This is a genomic window from Streptomyces sp. CB01881 (assembly GCF_002953255.1).
GTDB lineage: Bacteria > Actinomycetota > Actinomycetes > Streptomycetales > Streptomycetaceae > Kitasatospora.
Genome location: NZ_CP026498.1, coordinates 10,656,438 through 10,676,203, shown reverse-complemented (window position 1 = coordinate 10,676,203; position 19,766 = coordinate 10,656,438). Strand labels below are relative to the sequence as shown.

Annotated in this window: 14 protein-coding genes and 2 pseudogenes; 11 read left to right on the top strand and 5 right to left on the bottom strand. The window is 73.5% G+C overall.

Translation table 11 applies throughout. The annotated features are described in order from the left end of the window. Positions 1 to 459 (bottom strand): annotated as a pseudogene (locus C2142_RS40985) (B12-binding domain-containing radical SAM protein); the annotation flags it as partial. A gap of 433 nt (positions 460 to 892) precedes the next feature. Here C2142_RS40985 and C2142_RS35955 point away from each other — a divergent pair. From C2142_RS35955 to C2142_RS35945, 3 genes are all read left to right on the top strand, one after another. Then, the gene (locus C2142_RS35955; protein WP_148647015.1) at positions 893 to 2,272 is read left to right on the top strand and encodes a serine hydrolase domain-containing protein; all 1,380 of its coding nucleotides are present in this window, start codon (positions 893 to 895) and stop codon (positions 2,270 to 2,272) included. A gap of 457 nt (positions 2,273 to 2,729) precedes the next feature. Continuing rightward, entirely contained in the window at positions 2,730 to 3,722 is a 993-nt protein-coding gene (locus C2142_RS35950; RefSeq protein ID WP_194235850.1) for a GNAT family N-acyltransferase, read from the top strand. A 62-nt stretch (positions 3,723 to 3,784) separates the two neighbouring features. After that, positions 3,785 to 4,591 carry a lysophospholipid acyltransferase family protein gene (locus tag C2142_RS35945; RefSeq protein ID WP_162002642.1) on the top strand — a complete coding sequence of 269 codons (807 nt, stop codon included), beginning with the start codon at positions 3,785 to 3,787 and terminating at the stop codon, positions 4,589 to 4,591. Positions 4,592 to 4,722: 131 nt separating this feature from the next. On the opposite strand, the gene C2142_RS35940 is transcribed toward C2142_RS35945, so the two are convergent. Then, the gene (locus C2142_RS35940; RefSeq protein ID WP_241002995.1) at positions 4,723 to 6,378 is read right to left on the bottom strand and encodes an MFS transporter; all 1,656 of its coding nucleotides are present in this window, start codon (positions 6,376 to 6,378) and stop codon (positions 4,723 to 4,725) included. A 174-nt stretch (positions 6,379 to 6,552) separates the two neighbouring features. On the opposite strand from C2142_RS35940, the gene C2142_RS35935 reads away from it, so the two are divergent. The 3 genes from C2142_RS35935 to C2142_RS35925 all read left to right on the top strand — a co-directional run bounded on the left by C2142_RS35935 (position 6,553) and on the right by C2142_RS35925 (position 10,318). After that, complete coding sequence (locus C2142_RS35935) at positions 6,553 to 7,236, top strand: TetR/AcrR family transcriptional regulator (protein ID WP_148647013.1); 684 nt, start codon at positions 6,553 to 6,555, stop codon at positions 7,234 to 7,236. A 256-nt stretch (positions 7,237 to 7,492) separates the two neighbouring features. Next, positions 7,493 to 8,482: a prolyl aminopeptidase gene (gene pip / locus C2142_RS35930; protein WP_148647012.1), complete on the top strand. Its 990-nt coding sequence runs from the start codon at positions 7,493 to 7,495 to the stop codon at positions 8,480 to 8,482. A gap of 192 nt (positions 8,483 to 8,674) precedes the next feature. After that, positions 8,675 to 10,318 carry an alpha/beta fold hydrolase gene (locus C2142_RS35925; protein ID WP_148647011.1) on the top strand — a complete coding sequence of 548 codons (1,644 nt, stop codon included), beginning with the start codon at positions 8,675 to 8,677 and terminating at the stop codon, positions 10,316 to 10,318. A 139-nt stretch (positions 10,319 to 10,457) separates the two neighbouring features. Here C2142_RS35925 and C2142_RS35920 read toward each other — a convergent pair whose 3' ends face one another. After that, a complete protein-coding gene (locus C2142_RS35920) occupies positions 10,458 to 11,021 on the bottom strand; it encodes a MarR family winged helix-turn-helix transcriptional regulator (protein ID WP_148647010.1) in 564 nt (187 codons plus the stop codon). A gap of 77 nt (positions 11,022 to 11,098) precedes the next feature. Here C2142_RS35920 and C2142_RS35915 point away from each other — a divergent pair, with 77 nt between their 5' ends. The 3 genes and pseudogenes from C2142_RS35915 to C2142_RS35905 all read left to right on the top strand — a co-directional run bounded on the left by C2142_RS35915 (position 11,099) and on the right by C2142_RS35905 (position 15,464). Further along, the gene (locus C2142_RS35915) at positions 11,099 to 12,520 is read left to right on the top strand and encodes an MFS transporter (protein WP_148647009.1); all 1,422 of its coding nucleotides are present in this window, start codon (positions 11,099 to 11,101) and stop codon (positions 12,518 to 12,520) included. A 29-nt stretch (positions 12,521 to 12,549) separates the two neighbouring features. Further along, positions 12,550 to 13,543, top strand: a pseudogene (locus C2142_RS35910) (YdcF family protein). A 391-nt stretch (positions 13,544 to 13,934) separates the two neighbouring features. Next, a complete protein-coding gene (locus tag C2142_RS35905) occupies positions 13,935 to 15,464 on the top strand; it encodes a PHB depolymerase family esterase (RefSeq protein WP_241002994.1) in 1,530 nt (509 codons plus the stop codon). 176 nt (positions 15,465 to 15,640) lie between these two features. Here the strand turns inward: C2142_RS35905 and mca are convergent, their stop codons facing one another. Together mca and C2142_RS35895 are read right to left on the bottom strand one after the other, a co-directional pair. After that, the gene (mca, locus tag C2142_RS35900; protein WP_148647007.1) at positions 15,641 to 16,522 is read right to left on the bottom strand and encodes a mycothiol conjugate amidase Mca; all 882 of its coding nucleotides are present in this window, start codon (positions 16,520 to 16,522) and stop codon (positions 15,641 to 15,643) included. Positions 16,523 to 16,645: 123 nt separating this feature from the next. Further along, a complete protein-coding gene (locus C2142_RS35895) occupies positions 16,646 to 18,007 on the bottom strand; it encodes an MDR family MFS transporter (RefSeq protein WP_148647006.1) in 1,362 nt (453 codons plus the stop codon). A 287-nt stretch (positions 18,008 to 18,294) separates the two neighbouring features. On the opposite strand from C2142_RS35895, the gene C2142_RS35890 reads away from it, so the two are divergent. Together C2142_RS35890 and C2142_RS35885 are read left to right on the top strand one after the other, a co-directional pair. Further along, positions 18,295 to 18,939, top strand: coding sequence for a TetR/AcrR family transcriptional regulator (locus C2142_RS35890; RefSeq protein WP_148647005.1), 645 nt, complete (start codon positions 18,295 to 18,297; stop codon positions 18,937 to 18,939). Between the two features lie 96 nt (positions 18,940 to 19,035). Further along, a complete protein-coding gene (locus C2142_RS35885) occupies positions 19,036 to 19,716 on the top strand; it encodes a DUF6445 family protein (protein WP_148647004.1) in 681 nt (226 codons plus the stop codon). Positions 19,717 to 19,766: the final 50 nt, after the last annotated feature.

The following is a 19,766-nucleotide window of genomic DNA, read 5'->3' as shown; positions in this document are numbered from 1 at the left end:
GTCCCGCCGCACCGGCGGGAGTCCGGCGAGGGTCCGCAGCCGGGAGTCGTAGCGGCGCAGGGGCCGGCCTGCCCGGAAGTCCTGGAGGAACTGCGGCCAGGTGTCCTCGCCCGGGCCGGTGAACACCGTGTCCGCGTGCGCCGCGGCCTCGTCGGGGAGCGAGGTGACGTGCAGCCCGCCCATCGCCACGTGCACGCCCCTGGCCCGGAAGTGGTCGGCGATCTCGTAGCCGCGTCTGGCGGAGGTGATGTAGGGCTGGACGACCAGCAGGTCGGGGGTCGGCAGCGTTTCGAGGTCGATCCGCTCCACGTGCTCGTCGTAGAGCTCGACCTCGTCGTCGGAGCTCAGGTAACCGGCCAGCGTGGCCAGGCCGAGCGGCGGGAAGAGGGAGTACTTGATCGGCCTGAACAGCGGGCTGGTCGCCTCCGTCAGGGCGGGCAGGATCATCGTCACGCGCATGCCTGCCCAGACCTCGCGCAGGCGTCCGGCGGTTCCGCCAGAGTGCCGGCGGGTTGGCGGGCCGACGGAGGACGGGGGTCGGCGGGTCGGCGGGTCGGCGGGTCGGCGGGTCGGCGGGTCGGCGGGTCGGCCTGAGGAGGGAGGCTCGGCCTGAGGACGAGGGTCGGCGGGTTGGCAGGTTGGCGGGTTCGCGGGCCGGCCTGAGGACGAGACGGGACGGCCGGTGAACGGGGACGGGACGGTGAACGGGGGCGGCCTGAGGAACCGGCCGTGATGGACGTGCCTGGCAAAACCGGTGGAGCGGGGCCGGTGGCGAGAATAGGTTGAGAGCACCGTCCGTGCCGTCGCCGCCAGCCCGCGGCCGTCACCCGACCCGTGCTCGACCCACCCGTTCAGCCTTTCAGCCGTCTCACCGGATGATGTAGAGGATCAGATGACCGACCAGTACGACGAGTTGCTCCCCACCACCCGCCGCGCCCTGCTGCACCGGATCGCGGTGGCGCAGGCCGAGGGCCGCACGCCCTCGCTGGTCGCCGCGGTGGTGCGGGACGGCCGGCTGGTCTGGAGCGGCGCCCGCAGCATGGTCGACGGGCACGCCCCCGACGCCGACGTCCAGTACCGGATCGGCTCGCTCACCAAGACCTTCGTCGCCGTACTCGTGCTCCGGCTGCGCGACGAGGGCCTGCTCGACCTCGCCGACCCGCTCGGACGCCACCTGCCCGGCACCCCGGCCGGCGACGCCACCGTCGCCCAGCTGCTCGCGCACTCGGCCGGCCTCGCCGCCGAGACGCCCGGGCCCTGGTGGGAGCGGACCGACGGTGCGCTGCGCCCGGCCGTCGCCGACCTCCTGGAGGACGAGCGCCCGCAGAAGCACCCGGCCGGGCGTCGCTACCACTACTCCAACCCCGGCTACGCCCTGCTCGGCGCGCTGGTCGAGCGGCTGCGCGGCGAACCCTGGGGCGAGGTGCTGCGCCGCGAGGTCCTCGAACCGCTCGGCATGGACCGCACCACCCTGCTCCCCCAGCACCCGCACGCCGGAGGCTTCGCCGTCCACCCCTGGGCGGACGTCATGCTGCCGGAGCCGCTCACCGACACCGGCCTGATGGGCCCGGCCGGGCAGCTCTGGTCCACCGCCGCCGACCTCGCCCGCTGGGCCGCCTTCCTGGCCGCCGGCGACGACAAGGTGCTCTCCGCCGACACCCTCGCCGAAATGCGCCGGGCCTCCACCGGCCCGGAGGGCGCCGACTGGTCCAGCGGCTACGGGCTCGGCCTCCAACTGCTGCGCCACGACGGCCGGGTGCTCCACGGGCACACCGGCTCGATGCCGGGGTTCACCGCCGGGCTCTGGATCAGCGAGGCGGACGGCCTGGCCGCGGTCGCGCTCTCCAACGCGACCAGCGTTCCCAGCTCCGCGCAGGTCGCCGCGGACCTCATCGCACTCACCGCCGAGCACGAGCCCTGCATCCCCGAGCCCTGGCGCCCGCTGACCTCCGTCGACGAGGAGCTGCTCGCGCTCACCGGCCCCTGGTACTGGGGCGCCGCCGCGCACACCCTGCGGCTCAAGGCCGACCGCGGGCTGGAGCTGGCCACGTTGACCAACAGCCCGCGCAGCTCCCGGTTCCGCGCCGAGGCCGACGGCACCTGGACGGGCCTGGACAACTACTACGCGGGCGAGACGCTGCGGGTGGTGCGGCGCACCGACGGCTCGGTGAGCCACCTGGACCTCGGCTCCTTCGTCCTCACCCGCGAGCCGTACGGACCGGCCGACGCCGTGCCCGGCGGGGTCGACCCGCAGGGGTGGCGGGCCTTCTGAGCCGACGCTCCCGAGGTCGAGCCCCGGCCTCGGGAGCGTCGGCCTCGGGAGCGTCGGTCACGGGAGCGTCGGCCTCGGGAGCGTCGGTCACGGGAGCGTCGGTCACGGGAGCGTCGGCCTCGGGGCCTTGACGGTGGGGCAGGCCCGGGCCGCGCTTTCCACCCCGTGGAGCGGAGCACAGGGCGACGACCGGGCGCCCGGCGGGTGGCCGGAAGGCGCCGGGTGCCCGCATTCAGCAGGTGCACATCTGCGCTCCGCCGAACAGCAACGTGGACGCCAGCCGGCTCGGAAAAACATACGGATACCGGCCCGCAGGCCCGACGTCGAGCGAGCCGGGCCGGTGCCACGGCGATCCGTGGCCGCCGTCGTCCGTGCTGCCCTGGAGGGTCCGCCATGCGTCCCCACGTACACTCCTCCCGCAGTCCTCCCCGACCACACCGCCGGCCGCACCACCGCGGTGCCCGCCCCGCGTCAGTCCCGGCCCGCCACCACCCCGGCCGCCGCCGCGCCGCCCGTCACCACTGCGCCCGTCACCACTGCGCCCACCGCCGTCGAGGCCGCCGCCTACACCGTCACCCTGGCCAGGGACGAGGACGACCTGCGCGCCGCCCAGCGGCTGCGCCACCAGGTCTTCGCCGCCGAACTCGGCGCCGTACTGCACAGCCCGGTGCCCGGCCTGGACGTCGACCCGTTCGACGAGTACTGCGACCACCTGCTGGTGCGCGAGGGTGAGGACGGCCCGGTGGTCGGCACCTACCGGCTGCTCCGTCCCGAAGCCGCCCGGCGGGCCGGCCGGCTCTACTCCGACGGCGAGTTCGACCTGGCCAACCTGGCCCCGCTCCGAGACGGCCTGGTGGAGCTGGGTCGCTCCTGCATCGACGCCGACCACCGGGGCAACGGCGCCGTGATCAACCTGATGTGGGGCGGCATCGCCCGCTACCTCGCCGAGACCGGCAACACCTGGGTCGGCGGCTGCTGCTCGATCCCGTTGGACGACGGCGGCGGCACCGCGGCCCGGGTCTGGGGCACCGTCAGCGCCAAGCACCTGGCGCCCGAGCAGTACCGGGTCGCCCCGCACCGGCCGTGGGACGCGACCGGCGTACCGCGTGCCGGACGGGCCGCCCTGCCGCCGCTGCTCCGCGGCTACCTGCGGCTGGGCGCCTGGGTCTGCGGCGCACCCGCACACGACCCGGACTTCGCCACCGCCGACCTGTACGTGCTGCTGTCGCTGGAGCGCACCGACCCGCGCTACCTGCGGCACTTCCTCTCCGGGGTGCCGGCACCCACCGGCCCCGGCACCTCCGGCACCTCCGTCGCCCCTGCCGCAACCACTGCCGCAACCGCAGCAACCGCAGCAACCGCCGCAACCGCCGCAACCGCAGCAACCGCCGCAACCGCCGCAACCGCCGCAACCGCCGCAACCACAGCAACCGCAACCGCAACCGAGTGAGCGTCTGGCTGCCCACGGCTCCCTGCACGCCCGCGACGTGCCTGACCGAACCGGTCCCGACGGTGGCGCTCCCCCGCCGGGCGCTGCGGCTCGCCGTCTTCCTGCCGGTGCTGGTGACGGGCATCGTGCTCATCCCGCCGGTGCGCGCCCTCCCACGGGAAGCGCGCGACCGGCTGGTCCGGCTCTGGGCGCGCACCCTGCTCGGCTCCCTCGGGGTCGCCGTCCGGCTCGCGCCGCGCCCTGCCGCCGAGGGCGGGGTGCTGGTGGTGGCCAACCACATCTCCTGGCTGGACATCCCGCTGATCGCGGCGGCCCGCCCCGGCCGGGCCGTCGCGAAGGCCGAGGTGGGCAGGTGGCCCGTCCTCGGACCGCTGGTCTCCTCGGGCGGCACGGTGCTCATCGAACGGGACCGGCTGCGCGCCCTCCCGGCGGCGGTCGACGCCGTCGCCGCACTGCTCCGGGCGGGCCGTCCGGTGGTCGTGTTCCCGGAGGGGTCGACCTGGTGCGGGCGGGAGAGCGGACGGTTCCGCCCGGCCTTCTTCGAGGCCGCGGCCCGGGCGGGCGCCCCCGTCCAACCGGTCGCGATCCGCTACCGGCTGGCCGACGGGCGGCCGACCAGCGTGGCCGCCTTCGTCGGCGAGGACGACCTGGTCAGCTCCCTCGCGCGGGTGGTCGAAGTCCGCGGGCTGGTGGCGGAGGTGACGTTTCTGCCCCTGATCCCGGCCCCGGTGGCCTCAATGGCCCCGACCGGGCCGACCGAACCCACCGGGCTCACCGAACCCACCGGACCGCGGGGGCCGGGACGGTCGCGGGCGCGGCGCGAGCTGGCCCGCGCCGCCCAGGCCGCAGTGGAGGCTGCCGGGCGGTGAGCATCCTGCGGCGAGCACCGGTCCGAACCCCCGGACCGCCGGCCTCCGGACGGTGACTTCCGGTAGCCGATCACTGACGGGATCGCCGACAGGTGCTCGCCGGCTGGTCACCACCCGCCCGTGACAGCTCGTCAGACCGCATCGCTCACGCCCACCGGCCTGCCTCCGGCCGACGGCGCCGGCTGCTCCTGACCGCCCGGTCGGCCGTTCGCCGGTCCGTCGCCCCGCCCGCTCTCCGCCTGCCCAGCCGCCGTCCGCCCACTCTCCGCCGGCCGTCCCACCCGGGCGCCCCGTCGGAGCAGGACGGCGACCAGGACGGCGGTGGCCGCCAATCCCGCCGAACCGCAGCGCACCGCGAGGTGCACCCCGTCGACGAACGCACCGTCCACCGCGGCCTGGACCGGCCCGGGCAGCGCCGCCCCCGAGCCGCTCCCGTGCCCGGAGCCCGCGCCGGCCAGAGCATCGGCGGCCCGTCCGACCGACTCCGGCGCCACGCCCAGCCGCTCCAGCGAGCCGGTGAGCGTGCCGGTCATGCGGTGGGTCAGGACGGCGCCGAGGGCGGCGACGCCGATCACGCCGCCCAGTTCGCGCAGTGTGTTGATGGTCGCCGAGGCCATCCCGGTCTGCGCGGGCCCGACTCGCTGGAGCACGGCGATGGAGACGGGGGTGAACGTCATCCCCATGCCGAGGCCCATGGTGAACAGCGTCCACAGGTACTCGGGGTAGCGCGCGTCGGCGCCTTGGAAGGAGAGCCCGCCGAGCCCCAGGGCGCAGAGCAGCAGACCCAGCACCAGCGGCAGTCCGGGGCCGTGACGGCCGGTCAGCCGCCCCGCGACCGGGGCACCGGCGACGATCATCGCCGCCATCGGCAGGCCCGCGTACCCGGCGTCGGTCGGTGCCCAGCTCAGCACGCCCTGCATCAGCAGCGGCAGGAAGAACATCACGCCGAACATTCCGAAGCTCACCATGAACCCGCTCAGCAGGGCCCCGCCGAGGATGCCGTCGCGGAAGAGACCGAGGTCCAGCATGGGTTCGGCCAGGCGCCGCTCCAGCAGGAGGAAGCCGGCCAGCAGCAGGGCGGCCGCCACCGCGCAGCCGAGCACCCGGGCGTCGGTCCAGCCCCGGGACGGGCCCGCGATCAGCGCGTAGACGAGCGCGCCGAGGCCGGCCGCGGAGAGCGCCAGGCCTCCGAGGTCGATCCGCCGCTCCCGCGGGGCGATGACCGGGAGCACCCGGCTCGCCAGGACGAGCCCCGCCACCCCGATCGGCACGTTGATCCAGAACACGCTGGCCCAGCCGAGGTGGTCGACCATCGGCCCGCCGATCACCGGCCCGACCGAGAGGCCGAGTGCGGAGACCGCCGACCAGAGCCCGATCGCACGGGCCCGCTCGCGCTCGTCGGTGAAGACGTGCCGCAGGATGGCCAGGCTCCCCGGGGTGAGCAGCGCGGCGCCGACGCCCTGGAGCATCCGGGCCGTGACCAGCACACCCGTGGTCCCGGCGAGCGCGGCGAGCGCCGACCCGGCCGTGAACAGCGCGAGTCCGAGCCGGAACACCCGGGTCCGGCCGAACCGGTCACCGAGCGCGCCGCCGGTGAGCAGCAGTGCGGCGTAGACCAGGCTGTACCCCTCGACCACCCACTCCAGCCCGCCGATCCCGGCGTCCAGGTCGTGCCCGATGCGGGGCAGGGCGATGTTGACGATGACGTTGTCCAGCATGGACATGAACATGGTGACGCACAGCGTCGCCAGTGCGAGCCTCTTCCGCAGGGCGCTCGACTCCCCCATCGGGATTCCTCCATCCTCCAAGTCCCTAACAGTGTTAGGGACGAACCGGCAGGGAAAGAGTGCCCCTAACGGTGTTAGATTGCAAGTGGGATTCCCGCGGCCGCTGGAATCCGGCGAGGCGCGGGAGCCGCCGGCGGCAGCACCCGCGAAGGCACGGAAGGCGGGCGGAGACCCATGGCGACGCACGACGAGACCGACACCCAGCCCGCGCTGACCAGGGACGCCCTCGTCGTGGCAGCCCTGCGGGTGCTGGAGCGGGACGGCCTGGCAGGCCTGTCCATGCGAAAGGTCGCGGCCGAGGTGGGCGTGAAGGCCGCCTCGCTGTACTGGCACGTCCGCAACAAGGACGAGCTGCTCGACCTGCTCAACGACGCGATCATGGCCGACGCCGTCGCACCCCCGCGCGAGGGCGACTGGCGCAGCCAGTTCCTCGACTACGGCCGCCGCTACCGCCGCCTGCTGCTGGACAGGCGCGACGCCGCCAGGGTGGTCGCCGGGCGGCTCGCCCCCGGCCCGTACCTGCTGCGACTGCTGGAGGAGCAGCTGGACCGGCTGCGCGAGGCGGGCTTCTCCGACGCCGACGCCGCCATGACCACCTATCTACTGGGCGCCTACGTCCAGGGCTTCGTCCTCCAGGAGCAGTCCCCCATCTCCGCCGACGAGGCCAGGGGCGCGAGCCGCGGCGAGATCGCCGCGGCCGCCGGCGACCGCTTCCGCGCCCTGCCGGTCGAGGAGTTCCCCAACCTCGTCGCCCTCGCCGACGACCTCACCCAGCCGGCCATGGACGCCCGGTTCGACTTCGGCCTCGAACGGATCATCGACGGGCTCGCCGCACTGCTACCGCCGGAGAAGCGCTGACCCGCAAGGAAGCACCGTCCCCGCGGAGAAGCACCGATCCCGCGGAGAAGCGCTGACGCCGCGGAGAAGCGCTGCGACGACCAAGCGCTGAACCCTTGAGCTGCAAGGCTTTTGACGGTCAGTCGGACCAGGCGGGCCCGGCCGACACTCGCTCCCCCGCCGCCACGGCACCTGCGGGATCAATGGCCTCGACGGGCACTGCGGAGAGCGGGTAGCCTCGCGATCTCCTGCCCGTTCGCCCAGGAGGTGCTCCGAAGTGACCGAGTTCCACCCGCTCAGCGAACCGTACGCGCAGGGCTGGCTGGACGTCGGCGACGGCCAGCGGATCCACTGGCAGGCATCGGGCAACCCGCAGGGCAAGCCCGCGCTGACGGTGCACGGCGGGCCGGGGTCCGGGCTCCGCGCGGGCCGCCGGAAGTACTTCGATCCCGGGCGCTACCACCTGGTCCAGTTCTCCCAGCGCGGGTGCGGGCAGAGCCTGCCGCACGCCTCCGACCCGACCACCGGCCTGGAGCACAACACCACCGCGCACCTGATCGCCGACATGGAGCGGCTGCGCGAACACCTCGGCATCGAGCAGTGGCTGCTCTACGGCGGGTCGTGGGGGTCCACCCTGATCCTCGCCTACGCCCAGGCCCACCCCGAGCGGGTCTCGGAAATCGTGATCTGCGGGGTGACCATGACCCGGCCCGAGGAGACCGAGTGGCTCTACCGCGGTGTCGCCCGATTCGCGCCCGGCGCCTGGGAGGCGTTCCGGGACGCGCTGCCGCTCGCCGACCGGGACGGCGACCTGGTGGCGGCGTACAGCCGCCTGCTGAACAACCCCGACGAGGCCGTCCGGCGCAAGGCCGCGCACGACTGGGCCACCTGGGAGGACGCGGTGATCGCACACGAGGCGCTCGGCTCGCCGAACGCCTACACCGACCGCCCGGACGACGCGCTGATGGCCTTCACCCGGATCACCGCACACTACTTCTCGCATGCCGCCTTCCTGGAGGACGGCCAACTCCTGCGCGACGCCGGACGGCTGGCGGGCATCCCGGGCGTGCTGATCCACGGCGCACTGGACCTCGGCTCACCGCTGGACAGCGCCTGGGCACTGGCCAAGGCCTGGCCGGACGCGGAGCTGACGGTCATCCACGACTCCGGGCACACCGGCAGCCCCGCCATGCAGGAGGCGATCTTCGCGGCCGTCGAGCGGTTCGCGGGGCCGGGCCCGGAACGCGAACCGCGACACGAGCAGTGACGTGCCATCAACGGTCCGTGCCCAGCCGCGGCAGATCGGACACGGGACCGACACGAGCGGTGACGCGTCATCAACGGTTCGTGCCCGGGGGGTGACAGGCCGGGTGCGGGCTCCGACACTGGAGGGAGTACATCCACTTCCACGGGTCGGCCGGTGCCGGCCGGTACCGGCCGCGGAGAGGGCAGGCCGGCCATGAGCACGCCGTCCGCCAGGCTCCCGATCATCTACGTCCGGGGTTACGCCGGGGGCACCTCGGGGATCGAGAAAGCCGTCACGGATCCGTTCTACGGGTTCAACGAGGGCTCGATGCACATCCGCGTCGGGCGCGAAGACTCCCCCGTCTTCTACCAGTTCGAGAGTCCCTTACTGCGGCTGCACCTTGACGAGGGCTACCACATCTTCGTCGAGGGGGGTCAGGGGACGTACCTCGAAACCCACGACAACATCGCGCCGGACAGCATCTGGATCCACCGCTTCTACGACCTCTCCTCCAGCTCCTGGGGCGCCAAACCGCAACGCTTCGACCTGGAGTCGGCCGCCGTCGACCTGCTGGCCCTGATCGAGAAGCTCCAGGCCAAGACCGGCGCGCCGAGCGTGTACCTGGTCGCCCACTCGATGGGCGGGCTGATCTGCCGCTGCCTGCTGCAGAAGATCATCCCGGACCGCCGCCCGGGCCGCCGGGCCGCCGACTACGTGGCCAAACTCTTCACCTACGGCACGCCGCACGGCGGAATCACCTTCGACGTCGGCTTCGGCGCCCCCGAAGCACTGCGCGACGCCCTCAACATCAACGGTTCGGACATCTTCGGGCCGGACCACATGTACCGGTACCTGACGCCGACGGCCCGCCTCGACCCGGACGGACCGCCCGACGACTGGCGGGCCGTCGACATGCCGGACGACGACGGCACCGGCCCGGCCGAGTCGGCCGCCGGCGGCTTCCCGCTGCAGCGGGTGTTCTGCCTGGTGGGCACCGACCCGGCCGACTACGACGTGGCCCACGGGGCCTCGGCGGCGACGGTCGGGCCGCGCAGCGATGGGCTGGTGCAGATCGCCAACGCCCAGGTCACCGGCGCCCAGCAGGCCTTCGTCCACCGCAGCCACAGCGGGCCGTACGGACTGGTCAACTCCGAGGAGGGATACCAGAACCTGCGCCGCTTCCTCTTCGGCGACCTCCAGGTCCGCGCCGACCTTGTCGGGGTGGACCTGCCATCCGACGACCCCGACGTGACCTGGCAGGCCGAGGTCGCCCTCTCGGTGCGCGGCCTGCCGGTGACGATGCACGAGCGGGTGGCACCGCACTGGTGCCCCATCCAGCTCTCCGACCCGGCGGGGAACGGCAACGGCTCGGCCGGGGGCGTCGGCGACCACGGCGACGGCGGTGACGGGGTCACGGGGAACGGAGGCCGGGGCGCGGGGAACGGGAGCAGGACTGCGGGGAACGGGGCCGTCCGGCTGGCGACCACCTTCCTCTCCAGCGCCCTGCCGCGACCCGATGAGACCGGACCACTCCGCTACGCGCTCGACCTGCGGGTGTTCTCCCTGCGCGAGCACCACGGGTTCTTCGGCTTCGGCGACCATCTGGAGCGGACCGCCGACTTCGCCGACAGCCTCGTCGTCGACGTGGACGCGTCCGGGCCGCGCCCGGCCGCGTGGGCGCACTGGAACTCCCGGATCACCGGGGCCATCAAGGACCTCCGCCCCGAGGGCGACCCGCTCCCGGACGAGGACCCTGCCGCCGACTCCTGGGTCGGACACATCGACCTGCCGACGACCGCCGCCCCGCTCCTCGGTCCGCATGCCGCCGTCCGCCTCTCGGTGAGCCCCTGGAACTAGCCGGAACCGCGTGACGGTCCGGGGCCTGCCGGGGCGACGGTGATCGGGAGGCCATGGGCGGCGGGACCGGGCCTGCCCGGGCGACGGTGGCCCGACGGCCTTCGGCGTCCGGGCCCTGAAGGCGGCCGGGCCATGGCAGTCAGGGGCGCGGTTTGGGCTGCCCGCCCGGGCCGGGTGTGTCGGCCGAATCCGGGGCCTCCGCCGCCAGCAGGACCCGGCGCAGCAGGTCGGAGAGGAGTCGGCGCTCCTCGGGCGCGAGGACGCCGAGCAGGCGATGCTCCTCGCGGCCGACCACATCCAGCGCCTCCCGCCAGGCCTCCAGGCCGGCCTCGGTCAGTTCGACGTCGACGCGGCGGCGGTCCTCGGTGGAGGGCGTGCGGACGACGAACCCCCGGCGCTCCAGGGCTTCGAGACGCCCGGTCACGGAGGCCGGCGCCAGGTTGAGGTCCGCCCGCAGCTCGGACGGGAGGGCGTGGCCGCCACGCCCGGCCAGCTCGTGGAGCGTGTCGAACTCGTGCTTCTGCAGGCCGTAGTCGGCAACGCCCTGTTCGCGCACCCGCCGCAGGTGGCGGGTGAGCTTGTTCATCCGGGTGACGGCGCCCTCGATGTCCGGGTCGAGGTGTGGCAGGACCGGCCGCCAGCGCTCGACATGTCCGTCGGTCCAGTCCCTGGGCTCGTCGGACCGTTGTTCGGGGTGCTCCATGGGTCGAGTCTAGGCGCCCTTGATCGTCAACCTATATTTCGTTGCCGAAATTTCGGTACCGAAATATAGTCCACGCCGTGACTCATCCACTGGGACTCCACGACTTCCGGTTGCTCTACGCCGGCCGGACCATCTCCACCCTCGGCGACGCCGTCGTCCCCGCCGCCCTGGCCATCGCGATCACCCGAGCCACCGGCTCCTCCGGCGCACTGGCCCTCGTGCTCGGCTGCGCGATGGTGCCCCGGCTGCTCCTGCTCCCGCTGGGCGGGGTGGTCGGCGACCGCTTCAACCCCCGGGTGGTCGCGCTGGTGACCGACCTGGTCCGGGCCGCCGCGCAACTGTCCGTCGGCGTCGAACTGATCGGCGCCGAACCGCGGCTGCTGCACATCGCCGTGGCCGAGGCGATCGGCGGCACCGCCTCCGCCTTCGCCATGCCGACGGCCTCCCCTCTCGTCGCGGCCACCGTCAAGGGACCGCTCCGGATGCGGGCCAACGCCCTGCTCGCGTCCACCGGCAACGCGGCCCGCCTCGGCGGCCCCGCGCTGGCCGGCGTGCTGGTGTACACGGCGGGCGCGGGCTGGGCCTTCGTCCTGGACGCCGCCTCCTTCGCGGTCAGCGCCGCCCTGCTGACGCGCATCACCGTCCGGCACACCCCCGCCGAGCGCCGCCCGTTCTTCGCCGACCTGGCCGAGGGCTGGACCGAACTCCGTTCCCGGGACTGGTACTGGACCAGCCTGATCGCCCACGGTGCATGGAACGGCGCCAGCACGGTGCTGCTCACCCTCGGCCCGCTGGTGGCCGCCCGCGAACTGGGCGGGGACGGCATCTGGATCGCGATGACCCAGGCCGGGGCGTTCGGAGTGCTCGCCGGATCGCTGCTCGCCGGCCGGGTCCGCCCGGGCCGCCCGGTGATGGTCGCCAACCTCGGCCTCGCCCTCTACGCACTGCCGTTGCTCGCCCTCGCCACCACCGCCCCGGCTCCGCTCACCGTCGCCGCGTACGCGATCGCGATGGCCGGGCTCGGCTTCCTCAACCCGGTCTGGCAGACGGTCGTGCAGCAGGAGTTCCCCGCCCAGGTCCTGGCCCGGGTCACCTCCTACGACTGGCTGCTCTCACTGGCGGCCGCGCCGCTCGGCTACACGCTGGCACCGCTGGCCGCCGACGCCTGGGGCAGCACCGGGCCGCTGCTGGTCACGGCCGCCCTGGTCGCGCTCGCCTGCGCGGGCGCGGCGGCGGTACCGGGCGTGCGGGGAGTACAGGGAGTGCGGGGAGTACAGGGAGTGCAGCAGACGGCGCCGGCCGGGGCCGGCGGGCCGGACGGAGCCGCCGGGACCGACAGGACCGACAGGACTGACCGGGCCGCCGCGGCCGACGGGGCCGACTCGGCTGACGGGGTGCAGGCGCCCACCGCGACGCACCAGCAGGACGGTTCGGACCCGACGGGCCAACGCGCCAAGGCCTCCGAGGTCCTCGCCAAGGCCGACCGGACCGGCACCTGACCACTCCTTCCGGCCCCTACGATACAAATATGATCGCCTTCGCCCCAGCAGCCTTCTTCTTCGTCCTGTGCGGGATCGGGGTCCTACGCGACCGACGCCAGTTCAGCAACGCCGTCCTGCTCGGTATTGCCGTCTCCTTCCTCGCCCTGGCGCTGCTGGCCGAAGTGCGCAAGGCGCCCACGCTGGTGGCCGAACTGGCGGCGGTCGCCATCATCCCCGGCGATCGGCACGCTCGCACTGATCTGGTTTCTGATCTCCAACGGCCTGACGATGATCCGCAAGGAGGGTTGGCGGCCCGCCAACCTGCTCTCCCTGCTTGCGGGTCTCGGCATCCTCGCGGTGATCATCCTGCTCGTCGCAGCGCTGTTCACCCATTCCTACCGGCTGGGCATCCTCGCGGGCACCACCGCGCTGGTGGTCGGGTACATCTCCTTCCTGTTCGTCTGCTTCGTGGGCTACGCCTTCCTGTACGGCCGTCACCGCCCCCGCCGGGACGTGGACTTCGTCGTGGTGCTCGGCTCCGGCCTGATCGGCGGCGACCGCGTGCCACCGCTGCTGGCAAGCCGGCTCAACCGCGGCCGCGAGGTCTTCGAGAGCCAGGCCGCACGCGGCAACCCGCCGGTGCTGATCACCTCGGGCGGTCAGGGGCCGGACGAGAAGCTGCCGGAGGCCCACGCGATGGCCGACTACCTCGTCGAGCGCGGGTTCCCGGCGGAGCGGATCGAGCGCGAGGACCGCTCCCGCACCACGGAGGAGAACCTGCTGTTCAGCAAGGTGATCATGGAACAGGCCAAGCCCGACTACCGCTGTGTGATCGTCACCAACAACTTCCACGCTTTCCGGGCCGCGCTGACCGCCCGCAAGACGGGCGTCAACGGGCAGGTGTTCGGCTCGCCGACGGCCGCGTACTACTGGCCGAGCGCGACCATCCGCGAGTTCGCCGCGGTCTTCCTCTCGCACAAGCTGATCAACTTTGGCATCTGCGGGCTTCTCGCGCTCTGCGGACTGCTGGCCGCGCTCTGACACCGGCCGCCCCGGCCTCCCACCTCCCTTCGTTCCCTCCGGGCCCCGGCCGCTTCGGCGGCCGGGGCCCGGAGCGTCACCTGACCGGGCCCTGTCCGTCACATAGCGGGGCCGGGCCCGGGCCCGGCGGCTCTCGGCCCGTCACGTGGCCGGGGCCGGGGCCGAGTGGCTCTGCAGGCGGGGTGTGACGCCTCAGCAGGTCGGGGGCTCAGTAGCCGGGTCCCGATGCGATGCGACAAGGCGCCAGGCTCGAAGGCCACGACCGCGCCATGGCGGCCCCGGCCATGACGGGCCGCCCGAGGTCGGAGGCCCGTTACATTCCGCCCCGCCGACGGACGCGCCACGCTGCACGACGTCCCACCCGAACTCCTCCCCCACCCTGGAGTCCCCCGTGACTGTGCTGCCGACCACCGGTGCGTCCACCCCTCCCTCGGCTTCCAGCGCCGTACCACCCCGGCGCGGCGGGCGGCTCGCGCGCTGCGCGGCCGCCGCGGTGCTGGCGGCGGGCGCGCTCGCGGCCACTGCCTCGCCCGCCACTGCAGGCCCTGCCGCGACCGCGGCCGACGCCGCCCCGGGCGGAACGTACCAGCAGGTCACCGGCTTCGGCGCCAACCCGGGCAACCTGGCGATGTACGCGTACACTCCCGCCGGTCTGCCGGCCGGGGCACCGCTGGTGGTCGCGCTGCACGGCTGTGTGCAGACGGCCAACGACTACTACCGGAACTCCGGTTGGACGAAGTTCGCCGACCTCTACGGCTTTGCCGTGGTGTTCCCGCAGACCGGCTCCGCCAACAACAGCCTCTCCTGCTTCAGTTGGTTCGACGCGAGCAAGGACGGCCGGGGCTCGGGCGAGGCCGAGTCGGTGGTCGAGATGGTCACCAAGGCCCGGTCGCTGTACGGCTCGGACAGCCACCGGGTGTTCGTCACCGGTCTCTCGGCGGGCGGCGGCATGGCGGCCGACCTCCTGGCCGACTACCCGGACGTGTTCGCCGGCGGCGCCATCGACTCCGGTCTGCCCGCCCACTGCGCCACCACCCAGAGCACCGCGTCCGGCTGCCAGAACACCGATCAGCGGCTCACCCCGGCCCAGTGGGGTGACAAAGTCCGCCGGGCGTACCCGGGTTACGCCGGGCCGTGGCCGCGTGTCGCGATCTGGCAGGGCAGCGCCGACACGACCGTGAAGCCGGTGAACGCGACCGAGCTGCGGGACCAGTGGACGGACGTGTGGGGGATCGGACAGAACGCGTCCGCCACCCGGAGCCTTCCCGGCAGCACCACCCAGTCCGTCTACAACGACGCGAACGGCCGGGCCGCCGTGGCGCTCTACTCGGTCGCGGGGATGAGCCACGGTCTCGCGGTCAGCCCGGGGTCGGGTGCCGACCAGTGCGGGGCCACCGGCAGCTACTTCCTCAACACGATCTGCTCCAGCTACTACACCGCGCAGTTCTGGGGCTTGGACGGCGGCGGCTCCACCACGCCGTCGCTGCCCGCGCCCACCGGGCTCAACGCGACCGCCACCGGCCCGGACGCCGTGGCGCTCACCTGGCAGGCCGTCACCGGCGCCGCCTCGTACGCGGTGTACCGGGACGGCGTCCGGGTGGCGGGCCCGAGCACGGCCTCGTACACCGACACCGGGCTGAGCACCGGGACGACGTACACCTACACCGTGGCCGCCGTCGACGCCGCGGGCACCGAGGGCGCCCGCTCGGTCGCGGTGACGGCGAGCACCGGCGGCAGCGCACCGCAGTGCTTCACGGACAACAACTACAACCAGGTGAAGGCGGGACGCGCGACGCAGAGCGGCGGTCTCACCTACGCCCTCGGATCCGGCCAGGGCATGGGGCTCTGGAACACCTTCACCACCCACACCCTGAAGCAGACCGGCCCCGGCTACTTCGTCCTCGCCGACGGGCAGTGCTGACCCGGCGACGGGAGCCGTCGAGACCGCTCGGCCGGACCGGACCGGCGGGGACGGCGAGACCGGCGGGGCCAGGCGGCTCGGGCGGCTCGGGTGTTTCGGGCAGCTCGGGCAGCTCGGGTGTTTCGGGCGGCTCGGGCAGCTCGGGTGACCGCCACGGACCGTCCCGCTGAGACGCCTCATCCGCCCGACTCCCCGGGGCGCAGGCCGGCGAACAGGTCGGCCTCGGGGAGCGCCGTCCGTACCCGGCACCGGGCGAGGTGGTAGTCCTCGGTCGACCAGGCCTCACGCTCGATGTCGCGCGGGTGCGCCATGAACCCGGTGCCCGGCTCGACCTGGGTGGCGTGCGCCAGCAGTGCGGCGTCCCGGACCGCGAACCACTCGGCGCACTCGATCCGCGTGGTGGTGGCGAGCGCGGGCGGGGTGTCCGGCCACTCCGCGAGCAGCCCGCCCATGGCCGAGTCGACACCGTGTGCCGTCATCGCGTCGTGCAGGGTCTGGAACCAGGCCCTGGAGAGCGCCAGGTGGTAGTAGAGCTTGGACGGCCGCCAGGGCTTGCCCTCCTCCGGGTAGCGGTGCTCGTCGCCGGCCGCCTCGAAGGCCTCGACCGTGACCTGGTGGGTCATCACATGGTCGGGGTGCGGGTAGCCGCCGGTCTCGTCGTAGGTGATGACGACATGCGGGCGGAACTCTCGGATCAGGGCAACCAGTGGTGCCGCGGCGGTCTCGACCGGCTGGCGGGCGAAGCAGCCGTCGGGCAGCGGCTCGCCCGGGCCGGGCAGGCCGGAATCCGCGAATCCCAGGAACCGCTGGTCGACCCCGAGGATCCCGCGGGCGGCCGCCATCTCCTCACGCCGGACCCGGGCGAGATCGGCGCGGACCTCGGGACGGTCGAGCGCCGGGTTGAGGACGGATCCGCGCTCGCCGCCGGTACACGTCGCAACCATGACCTCCACGCCCTCGGCTGCGTACCGGGCGAGGGTGGCCGCGCCCTTGCTGGACTCGTCGTCGGGGTGGGCGTGGATGGTGAGCAGGCGGAGTCCGGGGTGCTTGGTGAACACGGATGGTCCTTCTCTCGAAAGTGGACGGTCGGTGTGTCGGCGGCCGGTTCGGGTCGGCTACCGGTGTCAGTCGCTACCGGTCGGTCGCGGACGCCGGCGGCGGAGGTCGCCGGTGGAGGTCGGTCAGGGGCGCTTGCGGCCGGCCGGGTAGAGCAGGGCGGGCGCGATCGCGAGGGCGGAGAGGCCGAGCACCCACCAGAAGGTGGATCCGAAGGCGGCGGCCGGGTACCCCGGGTGACCGGCCAGCGAACGCTGGAGGACCAGCGTGAGGACCGCGGTACCGAGCGCGCCGCCCACCCGGTTGAGCACGTTCACCGCCCCGGCGGCCGCCGGGACCTGCGCCCGCCCCACGCTCCCGTACACCGCCGCCATCCCGGGGATGACGATGATGCCCATGCCGGCTCCGCGCAGTGCCAGCGAAGCCGCCAGCAGCCCGTCCGCGGGACCGGTTCCGGCGCCAAGCCGGGTGAAGGCCAGCGTGCTGAGCAGCGAGCAGGCGATGCCGATCAGGATCAGCGGGCGCGGGGCCATCCGGTCGGCGATCCGGGCGGCCAGCAGTGAGGTCACCGCCGTACCGAGCGCCTGGGGAGCCAGCAGCAACCCGGCCTCGACGGCTCCGCGTTGCTCGACCTGTTGGTAGTAGAGCGGCACCAGGAACATCGAGCTGTAGAGCGCGGCGCCCTGAAGGAAGGAATTGGCGGTGGCCACCGAGAAGCCGCGCCGGGCGAACAGCCGAAGGTCGATCAGCGGCGGGCGGCCCTCGACCGGGGTGCGCAGCGCGTGCACGCTGTACCCCAGCAGCAGCGCGCAGCCGAGCGTCACGGCCGCGCCGCTGCCCGCCCCCGCGGCGCCACCGATCGTGGCGAGCCCGTAGACCAGCGCTGTCAGGCCCGGTGAGAGCAGGGCGAGCCCGGTGACGTCCAGCCGGGGGCGCGGCTCCGCGCGGTGCCCGTCGGAGGGGACCAGGCGGGCGGCGAGCAGCAGGGTGGCCAGACCGACCGGGACGTTCAGCAGGAACATCCACCGCCAGGCCAGGTGCTCTAGGACGAGGCCGCCGAGGACCGGCCCGAGGACCGGCGCCAGGCTTATCGGGAGCATCAGCGTGCCCATCACCCGGCCGATCCGGGACGGGCCGGCCGCCTGAACCATGATCGTCTGCCCGAGCGGCTGGATCAGGCCTCCGCCGATCCCCTGCAGGACCCGGAAGGCGATCAGGCTGCCCGTCGACCAGGCCAGGCCGCAGAGGGCGGAGCCCGCGACGAAGAGCGCGACCGAGACCAGCCACGTCCGGCGGGCGCCGAACCGCCCCGCGGCCCAGCCGGAGAGCGGCATGGTGAGCGATATGGCCAGCAGGTAGCCGGTGGACACCCACTGCACAGCCGCCATCGAACTGTGCAGATCGCGGGCGACGGAGTCGATCCCGACGTTGACGATCGTGGTGTCGAGCAGGGCCAGCACCGGGCCCAGCGCGAGCACGGCGCCCATCCCGAGCAGCCCGGGTGGCAACGGCTCGCGGCCGCCCCCCGCCGACGGCCTGCGGGAGGAGTCCGACGGACGGGAAAAGTCCGACGGACGGGACGGGCCCGAAGTACTGGACGGACGCGGTGATCCCGAAGTGCACGAACTGGCGGCCGATCCGGCCATGGCCCCTCCCCAGGGTCGTCCGTTCGGCGACCGCTCCGGCCGCCGATGGAGAACTTAGGTCCGACCCATCAATTGGGTCAAGTCTATTTTCTGTGTCCGACCCAGCGAATCTACGCTAGACTCACCCCATGACCGACGGCACCCCCAACCTGCGCGAGCTCAACAAGCGCCGCACCCGCGAGGCGATCTCACACGCCGCGACCCGGCTGTTCATCGAGCGGGGCTTCGACCGGACGACGATCGCCGAGGTCGCGGCGGCCGCCGGCGTCGCCAAGATGACCGTCACCAACCACTTCCCGCGCAAGGAGGACCTGGTCCTCGACCTGCACGAGGAGATCGTCGCCGGGCTCGCCCGGACGGTCGCCGGGCGCGCGCCCGGCGAGTCCGCGCTGGCCGCGCTGCGCCGGGAGTGCCTGGCCGCGATCGACCGCCACGATGCCGCGCTCGGGTTCTCCGGCCCCGCCTTCGCCCGCACCATCACCGAGAGCCCCGCCCTGGTCGCGAGACTGCGCGAGATCCACGAGCAGAGCGAGGACGCCCTCGGCGGCGCCCTCGCCGAAGCCACCGACTCCCCGCCCGCCGACCTGACCGCCCGACTCGCCGCCGGCCTGCTCGCCGCGATCCACCGGACGCTCTTCGCCGAGGTGTTCCGCCGCACGCTGGCCGGGGAGGAGCACGAGTCGACAGCCGACGCCATCCGGCCGGCCGCGGTCCGCGCCTTCGAGCAGTTGGAGGGCGCACTGGGCGGGTACGCGGTCCGGCCAGTGGCCTGAGCAGCGACGACAGGCCGCACCACGGGCGCGTCGCTTGACGAAAGGTTGACCTGCTCACGGCAGATTGTTGGGGAGCACCCACCCTATGGTCGGCGCATGCCCTCACAGCCCATCAGGCGACCCGCTCTTCCGGTCCTGCCCTACCGCAAACCCACACCCGGCCGGGACTACTGGGTGATCAACGACGTCCTGCCCGATCCCGACGCCGTCCGCGAGCGCGTACTGGCCCGCGGCGAATGGACCGAGGGCTACCCCTACCGGCCCGAGGCCTGGCCCGGGCTGCGCACGATGCCCGGACTGGAGCCGGACGAGCTGGCCCGGGTGGAGGCGCTGGTCCGCAAGGCGACCGGCGCGTCCCGGCTCTGGGTGCAGAGCACGCCCGGCGGCGGGACGCTCAACCACAACTGCGTCCAGGTCGTCGGCGCCGGGGAGTCGACCTCCCGCCCGCACACCGACTCCCGGGCGCTCTGCCGCTACGCCGCCGTCCTCTACCTCAGCCCCAACGCCCCCAAGGAGGCCGGAACCAGCTTCTACCGCCAGCAGTTCCCGGGCGGCCGACTCGGTGGCAACCTGGTCAACGCACCGCACAACAACCTGGTGGAGGCGCTCGGCACCCGGCACGTCCCCGGCGACGCGTTCACCGAGGACGTCCGCGTCCCCAACCGCTACAACCAACTGCTGCTGTACCACGCCAACCTGATCCACAGTGCCACCACGTACTACGGCACCGAGCTGGAGGAGCGGCGGATGACGGCGGTCTTCTTCTGGATGGCGTAAGCACCTAGGCCCGCGGAGCGCCCCGACCTGCACAGTGCCCCGGCCTGCAC

What these genes read in the sequence shown, in the direction of transcription:
- C2142_RS35940 (WP_241002995.1), bottom strand. Translation starts at nt 6,378, where the DNA reads ATGGGGGAGTCGAGCGCCCTGCGGAAGAGGCTCGCACTGGCGACGCTG.
- C2142_RS35955 (WP_148647015.1), top strand. Translation starts at nt 893, where the DNA reads ATGACCGACCAGTACGACGAGTTGCTCCCCACCACCCGCCGCGCCCTG.
- C2142_RS35890 (WP_148647005.1), top strand. Translation starts at nt 18,295, where the DNA reads ATGACCGACGGCACCCCCAACCTGCGCGAGCTCAACAAGCGCCGCACC.
- C2142_RS35935 (WP_148647013.1), top strand. Translation starts at nt 6,553, where the DNA reads ATGGCGACGCACGACGAGACCGACACCCAGCCCGCGCTGACCAGGGAC.
- C2142_RS35885 (WP_148647004.1), top strand. Translation starts at nt 19,036, where the DNA reads ATGCCCTCACAGCCCATCAGGCGACCCGCTCTTCCGGTCCTGCCCTAC.
- C2142_RS35925 (WP_148647011.1), top strand. Translation starts at nt 8,675, where the DNA reads ATGAGCACGCCGTCCGCCAGGCTCCCGATCATCTACGTCCGGGGTTAC.
- C2142_RS35895 (WP_148647006.1), bottom strand. Translation starts at nt 18,007, where the DNA reads ATGGGCGCCGTGCTCGCGCTGGGCCCGGTGCTGGCCCTGCTCGACACC.
- C2142_RS35920 (WP_148647010.1), bottom strand. Translation starts at nt 11,021, where the DNA reads ATGGAGCACCCCGAACAACGGTCCGACGAGCCCAGGGACTGGACCGAC.